The following is a 7,974-nucleotide window of genomic DNA, read 5'->3' on the forward strand; positions in this document are numbered from 1 at the left end:
CTTTGCCTTTTCAATTTGTTTTTCTGATATATCGATTCCCCATAGTTCAGATGCTTTGCGATCCCCGTGATATTGCAAGGATTGACCGTTTCCACAACCAATCTCTAACATCTTTTTTCCGGAAACATCACCAAAAAGTTGGCACTTTTCTTCTGAAACAAAGGCCCCATAATAAGGAAGCACGATGGCTCTTAAAAATTCATTTCCTTTCGTATCCCAATAGAAGCTGTTTGTTTCATGAACATGATGCTTATTCAATCTATTGACCTCCTCTTCTTTCGATACCCCTCGGCCAAACCGAAGGGCGAATGCCCCACAGCGCGAATATGCTGTTATACGAGATCTCCTTCTTCAACGAAAAACTTGCTGTCATTCGTGAAGCAGCTCTTGTACTTGGTTTTCAATTAGGGTTGCCAAACTTCCCATATGTTGCCGTCAGGATCAGCGAACGTTATGTTCGGTCCGCTTGTCACTCGTTCACCTAAAATGTTCACTCCGTTTTCCTTGAATCGATTGGAGAGTTCTTGAATTCTCGGAGTAATAAAACATGCCATTGCATGGGGTTTGCCGTCGTCCAATGACCATGAAAAACGTAATCGACCGCCTTCTTCGTCCGATTGGTGAAGGAACAATGCAGGTACGACTTGCCTTAAACCAGAGGAAGGCAGGTTTCCATTACGATCGGGAAGATTCAATACAGCCATCTTCATTCCAGGCTCAACAAGGTCGTTGTTTGCGGGTTGGTACCCTAAATTCTTTTGGTACCATTGAATAGACTCGTAGACATCGTTTACTGGCACGTAAATACAAGTGATACCCGTAATGTCTTCCAGGCTTTCTTCCACTTCGTTTCCCTCATTAGCGTTCATATTCAATTCCTCCCTCTCATCATCGGTTATCAATAAGGGCTGCACTTCCAGTATTATTTCTCGCTTGGGTACGCTTTTTCTTAGTGTTATAATTTATGTAATAAAGACCAAGTGCTGCGAACACTTGGTCAGTACAATTGGCTTGGATGGTTTATTCCATTCTAAGTCGTACAGGAAGAAAACCCACCTTCGGCCTCAACCTTTCGGTGGGTTTTTACTTTCTCTAGTTGTTTTATTGATGTATGTTAATAGAGCAAGAATGAAGACCCTGCCCACCTAAGATTCGATTAGTTATATTTTACCTTTTATCATATTTACGCTCAAGGTTCTTATAGAATGCGTGAGATCTCTTTTTTGCTCATCTCGTTGCACCTTATGGATAAGAAAAACGTCTATCGACGTACCTTCAAAGAAGACAGACCGCGTTTAGCGGTAAGTTTTTCTTGCGAGATCAGGAAGCAGGAGCTCTGAAACTTNTACTTTCTGATCTCTTAACAAAAACGTCTAATCGACTCAGGAAGCAGGAGCTCTGAAACTTATACTTTCTGATCTCTTAACAAAAACGTCTATCGACGTACCTTCAAAGAAGACAGACCGCGTTTAGCGGAAGTTTTTCTTGCGAGATCAGGAAGCAGCTCTGAAACTTATACTTTCTGATCTCTTAACAAAAAAAGAGCCTCACACAAGTCGCATGAACTCGTGTGAAGCCTCTCATCTACTTCATGTTTCCTACTACTTTCACTCGCAGTCTCGTCGCATTTCCTGGATGATAAGCCAGCGGGGTTTCTTCCACTTCCACAAGCTCAACCGTTGCCGGATCAGCGCCAGCCAGCACCGCCTGCTTCACGGCTTTTTCTTGCGCATCTCTTAATGAATCCTCACGGGGCTCTGTAGAATAAATATAAATTTGTTCATATTGTCCGCTGATTTGAGCTATACACGCGCCAATGGCGTTGGCTACGCCCCCGTTCTCAGGCTTAATCATATGGGACACCCCGCGAATCGTGTCCGGGATAACGACACTGCCGCCGCCTACCAAAACAAGCTCAACGTCTCCCGAGGATGTCTTCATTTTATCAATGGCCTGCTCAATGATGGCTGCAATTTCAGCTTGCACATTTTTTGCAAAGTCTTCATCCAGATGCGCTACCAAGCTCTTATCCCCGACATCCGCGAGACCCAACCGAACGGCAATGTCTGTTGTCGTCAGCGTATGCCCGCCAAAGACCAACGCTTCCTGTCCAATCTTGTATCCTACGCTGTCAGGGCCAACTGTAATTTTGCCGTTCTCCGAACGCACAATGCTTCCGCCGCCCAGCCCGACGGAGATAATATCCGGCATGCGGAAATTCGTGCGGATATCGCCAACCTCGACCGCAACCGAGGATTCTCTCGGGAAACCGTCCTGCAATACCCCGATGTCCGATGTCGTCCCTCCCACGTCGAGAACCATCGTATCTTTGATCTTCGCCAAATAAGAGGCACCGCGTATGCTGTTCGTCGGCCCGCATGCAATGGTTAGGATCGGAAATTGCTTAGCGTAATCGATCGACATCAGGGTACCGTCATTCTGGCATAGGAACACCGCTGCGTCTGTGATGCCCTCTTCTTCTAACGCCTGCACAAATCCTTGGGTCGTCGTTTCAATCACCTTGCATAAGGCTGCGTTCAGTATGGTCGCATTTTCCCGTTCAATTAAGCCGACAGAACCAATCAATGAAGAACAGGAAACAGGGAATTCTGGTCCGTATACTTGATGGATGAGATCGCGAATCTGGAGCTCCTGATCATTTTTAATGGATGAAAACACACCAATAACTGCGATGGACTCGACACTGCTCCCCCATTCCTCTAAAAGAGCTGTAATTTCAGCTTCATCGACTTCTCCAAGCACTTGACCGTCATATTCATATCCGCCATGAACGAGCGCATATTTACCCGACAGCCTCTGAACCATATCCTCAGGCCAGGACGTGTACGGAGCAACGGAGGCCGTTGCCGGATAACCCAGACGAATGACGCCGACTTGCGCCAGCTTTTTACGCTCCACAATGGCATTGGTGCACTGTGTTGTGCCTAACATGGCATGCGTGATTTGGGTTTTATCAATATTCGATTCCTGCAGCAAATTCCGGAGCGAGTTTTCAATCCCTGTTTTAATATCTAAACTTGTTGGGGATTTAACCGCATGAATCAAATGATGATTCTCATCCAATATGATGGCATCTGTGTTGGTGCCGCCTACATCGATCCCGATTCTATACATTCTCAGCCACCGCCTTTTTCACCAGTTCCTCAATAGCAACATAATCGTAATCATATCCGAAGTATCTTGGTCCTACCGTCTGGACTCCCTTTTCCGTTCTCCACTTTTCATGAGCGGGCAGTCCAACCACCCGTACGCGTTTACCGTATTTCAGGCTCTCCGTGGTTACAGGCGACAAGGTTTCGTAATCAACCAGACAGATCAAATCAGGGGTCACCGCTACCACTTGACCATTCTTTTCAGCAATGAGGTTTTCATTTTGAAAATGAACCTTCATCTCTCCGCCTTTAAACGCCTCGATTCCTTCAAGATGCATCTGGCCGAGGTTAAATCCTCCCTTGGTTTCCCGGATGACATCCACAATTTTGCCTTGGAAAAGTTCATAGCCGGACACCAGGTTCAGCAGTTCTTGAAGCTTATCGCCCGCGTCCCGATTCTTCGATGTAATGATGGCTCCGATCTTTTCGGACAGGGTCACGATATGATGAACGCCGCTCTGCTTGATTTGAGCACCCGTTGCCGGGTACAGGCTGACTAAAGCACTGGCACCCATTTCAACCGTGGCTACTCTGGCGAGCCGTTCCGTCCATTTATTATCAATGGTCTCAAAGATGCCGATGTTCCCTTTTTCATCCGTAATCGCCATCGGTGTCGCCGGAATGCCGTCCAGGTTAAACGTGACCATTTGCAGCTCCGGGAATGCCCGTCCCATACCGTCACAGTCGATCAGAGGCAATCCCAGCTGCGCCGCAACGACGATGGGAATCATAGAATTGACGCCTCCCGCTTCCATCGGAAACGTGCCGGCGATCTGTTCTTTTCCCAAGTAATTCGCTAGTTTTTGAAAAACCTTAACAAACTCGTCCCCTTTAGGGAATTTCTCCACGAGTACGGAAGGCGCCCCCATCATCGCGGCCGGGATAAAAAAGTCCTCATCCTGAATCTCATCGACGGAGAACAGTTTTACAGGTCCAAACTTCTCAATGGCCGAGAGAGCCATCAATTTGCCGATGTAAGGATCTCCCCCTCCGCCGGTTCCTAAGAATGCTGCACCGACGGCGATGTTTTCAACAGCTGCTTGATCTAAATATCTCATTTACGTTTCCTCCAATATGACTGTTTTCCGAGCCGATAAACGATAGCCTGCATAATACATGACAAAAGAAATGACAATCCCGATCAACGGCTGATTCGGTACCTGCGGCAGGCTTGGGAACAGGGATAACACAACAGGGGTACAAGCGATGACCGCGCCCACAAGCCAGGAAATGACGCCCAGTATATTCACGCCTTCGACCTCATGCCACCTGCTCTTATCCCCTTTGCCAAGCACCCAGTACGATGCGATCATCACGCCTGCCACCGGCGGAATCATGGCCGACAGGATGGACATAATCGGCGTAAAATAGTTGAGTATGCCAACGACAGCCAGTACCGTCCCGATCGTTCCGGCGATGCCGACGGCCCATTTTTCTTTTCCTTTGATACGTTGAACACGTTTATTAAGGCAAAACCGCCTGAAATGGCGTTCACGAGGTTCGTCTTCCATGTAGCGAGGATCAAAACAACACCGCCAATAAACGGAGTCGTGATGCTCAAAAAGGTTGCTGTAATATCGCTGGCCTGGTAAGCAATCGTCAGGACGGCTCCTGCACCGATCATCAGCAAGCCTGCTGGGATAATTCCGAATAGGGCGGCTTTCAGGACATCGGACCGTTTTCTCGAAAATTGGGAGTAATCTCCCGCGACAACCGCTCCCAAGGCAAACGAACCCAGGGTTACCGCCAGTCCGTCCGTAAAGCTCATAGCTCCATGTGGCTTAAAATTCTGAATGATCTGCAGGGATTCACCGGTCAATGCTTTGATAAGACCAAATACGCTGATCCCAATCAATAAAGGAACGGCAATATAGCTGATGACGCGCAGCACTTTAACGCCATAGATCGCCGAGACCACCATCACAAGACCGCAGATGAGAGAAGCCAGCGGCACCGGGACACTCATTCCACCTACGGCTAACAAATTGGCCAAGGCCGCACCGCACACATTCGCCTGAATTCCGAACCATCCGAGGCACGCAATGGCGAGGATGATCGAAAGAATCGTCCGCGATCCTTGTTTGCCGAACACCTGACCCGCAACCTGAACCGTCGGTCTTCCCAGCTCCGTGCTTTGAATCCCCTGCAAAATCATGAGCAATACAATGATGGAGTAACCCACCAACGTGACGAGCAGCGCTTTCGACAATCCCATGCCTGCCACCAGCGTGTTTCCCACCAATAAACTGGGGATGCTGATGACCGCGCCGGCCCAGATGATCCCGAGACTGAACCAGGATTGATGCTCTTTAACGGCTTTCATAGGATCTCCCCTCCTCAACCTTGTTCGTTCGAATTGTTTTTTCTTATTGTAAAAGATGAAGCCGGGCAGCGTCTTTTTCAGAAAACAAAAAAAAATCCGATGTTTTTGTCTGATTGGACAAAACATCGGAACTTTTTAGTTATGGATGAGACGGTAGACCATGCAGGCGGTATAAACATCGTACGACTCCGAATTGATGGTCACATCATATCCGATGAGCTCGCAAATTTTTTTAATGCGATATTTCACCGTATTTTTGTGGACGAACAACAGCTTGCTGCAGTCATCCATATTCCCCTTCGCATCCAGAAGAAACGTCATCAGGGTCATCAATGCGTCAGGGTCGTCCAATATCGGCTCTAGGACAGACAAGCATTCTTCCGTGATCTCTTCCCCTTGTTTGCTAAGGTCAATGGCCCGTTTCATGGAACGGACTTCAGCCGCGGTGTATAATTTGCGGTGATGGTAGATGCGGTGTACCTCTTTAGAGGCTTCGTTGACGAGCTGGTACATTCGGCGTACGTCCTGCGTATTCCGCATCCTCGGAGAATATACGATGCTCGATATTTCTGCGATGAGGCTCGTGGTTTCGATATATTCCACTGCGATTTCAAACTCATTGTATTTATAGGAACAATTCCCTAGCAAAACGACAATGCAGTGATCGATCGTTTGAATGACCGCGGTTTTATAATATTGCGAGAGATGCGCTTTTAAGTCTTCCCTTATCCTTCTTTCCTCCGACAAATCCTGAATGTAAACGAGCCACATCATTTGGATGGCGGAAACGTCGATATACAGCAAACTGGCCAATCTGCGCATTTTTTCGCTTTCATCATTTACGATGGCTTTAACCAGAGCGTATTCGCTGACCTCGTTATGCTTATCTCCCCACAAATTGATGGCCACCTGCACCACCTCGCTGATTTGATCCATTGTCTTCGGAGGCAGCTTCGTATTTTCTTTAATGATATACAGGTAAAGGGCTTCCCCGTTTTTTGCTGAACACGTTTGTATTCAACAAAGCAGGACGAATCCAGCTCCCCTTCTCCCGTTCTGCCGTTCAAAATGGAAGGCGCCATAGACCGGATCAGATCCCCAACAGGGAGCGATGAATTGCGCGGCCACATGACACGATTGATGATATCCAGGTTGCTGTTTGTCAGAATGATGTTCGCTTTCATCCGGTCCGACAGCAGTTTAAGGGTAATTTCCACGCTCCGCAAATGTTCCGGCAGCAGCGATACCTTTTCCAGTGATTCATTCACGAAATGCTCATTCACATTCTGATTGCTGACGATCGCCTCCATGACTTCATAAATGACTTCATTATACCGGAGGGAGTAATCGTTTCTCGGCATGCAAATGATAATAAAATTCAAAGATTCGGCCAGTTCGAGCACTTCATCGGCGATATCTGGCATCACAATGCCGACATAGTAGAGAATCAGCCCCACTTCACCCAGGTCATGCAGGTACTGAACGGTTTTGCACTGCTGCTCTACGCTGTCCTTTATGGAATAAAAAGAGCTGATGACCAGCTCTTCGGCATACCACTCTTCTTGAACGGTCTGAATAATTTGCGAAAAGAAATTAACATCCGCCACCTCTAAAACAGATAAAGAGGATACGGTCTGATGAAGCCTGCTTGTTCCAGTGACCACCTGTGCTCCTCTAAATGAAGGCAGCTGCAGTATATCTTTAACGGTTACCCCAATTCAACCACCACTTTTTTGTCGATTCAAGCTGCTCCTATACTTCAATCTGTACGATAGCTTGATCATATACTTCTCTACATCTGTAACAGATAATATTAGTATAACCCTCGTTATGATAAGCAACCAAGTATGTTCCTTTGCCAACTATGAATTTTTTTGTATACCCGGTTTGGCCCACTAAGATGCTGCGTCTAAAATCGGCTCGTACAAATATCATCCCCTGTTGAGGACTTCTTACTGTACAATTAATTTATAAGTCTTTCGGGGGTGTTCCTGCATGAAGTGGAGTAATGTTCGTAATATCTACCCTAATCGGTGGGTACTAGTTGAAGCTCTTGCCACTCATTCTAACAATCACCAAAGAACTATTGAAGAAATGTCGGTTGTTTCTGAATATGATGACCCTAAGGATGCATGGGCTTCATATAAAAAACTTCATTTGTCAGAGCCTACTAGGGAACTCTATATATTCTACACTGGAAATGAGTATATTGAAGTCATTGAGCAGCCCTTTACCGGAATCAGAGGTCTGCGATGAAAATCCATCTTGTGGTCTCCCGAGGATGTCTTCATTTTATCAATGGCCTGCTCAATGATGGCTGCAATTTCAGCTTGCACATTTTTTGCAAAGTCTTCATCCAGATGCGCTACCAAGCTCTTATCCCCGACATCCGCGAGACCCAACCGAACGGCAATGTCTGTTGTCGTCAGCGTATGCCCGCCAAAGACCAACGCTTCCTGTCCAATCTTGTATCCTACG

At 47.0% G+C, this 7,974-nt stretch carries 6 protein-coding genes and 2 pseudogenes; all 8 read right to left on the reverse strand.

Features of this window, described 5'->3' with window-relative positions:
- The coding region (locus tag CPT76_RS40980; RefSeq protein WP_374954754.1) for a methyltransferase domain-containing protein at positions 1-258 on the reverse strand (258 nt) is incomplete at its 3' end.
- A gap of 146 nt (positions 259-404) precedes the next feature.
- Positions 405-869 (reverse strand): VOC family protein, encoded by a 465-nt coding sequence (locus CPT76_RS33585; protein WP_105445992.1) that lies wholly within the window; start codon positions 867-869, stop codon positions 405-407.
- A 715-nt stretch (positions 870-1,584) separates the two neighbouring features.
- Positions 1,585-3,135: a hydantoinase/oxoprolinase family protein gene (locus CPT76_RS33590; RefSeq protein WP_105445993.1), complete on the reverse strand. Its 1,551-nt coding sequence runs from the start codon at positions 3,133-3,135 to the stop codon at positions 1,585-1,587.
- Positions 3,128-4,231 carry an S-methyl thiohydantoin desulfurase family protein gene (locus CPT76_RS33595; RefSeq protein WP_105445994.1) on the reverse strand — a complete coding sequence of 368 codons (1,104 nt, stop codon included), beginning with the start codon at positions 4,229-4,231 and terminating at the stop codon, positions 3,128-3,130. Before CPT76_RS33595 ends, CPT76_RS33590 begins: the two co-directional genes overlap by 8 nt.
- A pseudogene (locus CPT76_RS33600) lies at positions 4,232-5,496 on the reverse strand (cytosine permease). It lies immediately after the preceding gene.
- A 135-nt stretch (positions 5,497-5,631) separates the two neighbouring features.
- Complete coding sequence (locus tag CPT76_RS40985; protein WP_258169049.1) at positions 5,632-6,393, reverse strand: PucR family transcriptional regulator; 762 nt, start codon at positions 6,391-6,393, stop codon at positions 5,632-5,634.
- Positions 6,336-7,160, reverse strand: a complete 825-nt coding sequence (locus CPT76_RS40990) for a PucR family transcriptional regulator ligand-binding domain-containing protein (RefSeq protein WP_258169050.1) — start codon at positions 7,158-7,160, stop codon at positions 6,336-6,338. Before CPT76_RS40990 ends, CPT76_RS40985 begins: the two co-directional genes overlap by 58 nt.
- Positions 7,161-7,769: 609 nt before the next feature.
- A pseudogene (locus CPT76_RS33615) lies at positions 7,770-7,974 on the reverse strand (hydantoinase/oxoprolinase family protein); the annotation flags it as partial.

The sequence above is a fragment of the Paenibacillus sp. AR247 genome, from assembly GCF_002968895.1.
Classification (GTDB): Bacteria; Bacillota; Bacilli; order Paenibacillales; family Paenibacillaceae; genus Paenibacillus_AQ; species Paenibacillus_AQ favisporus.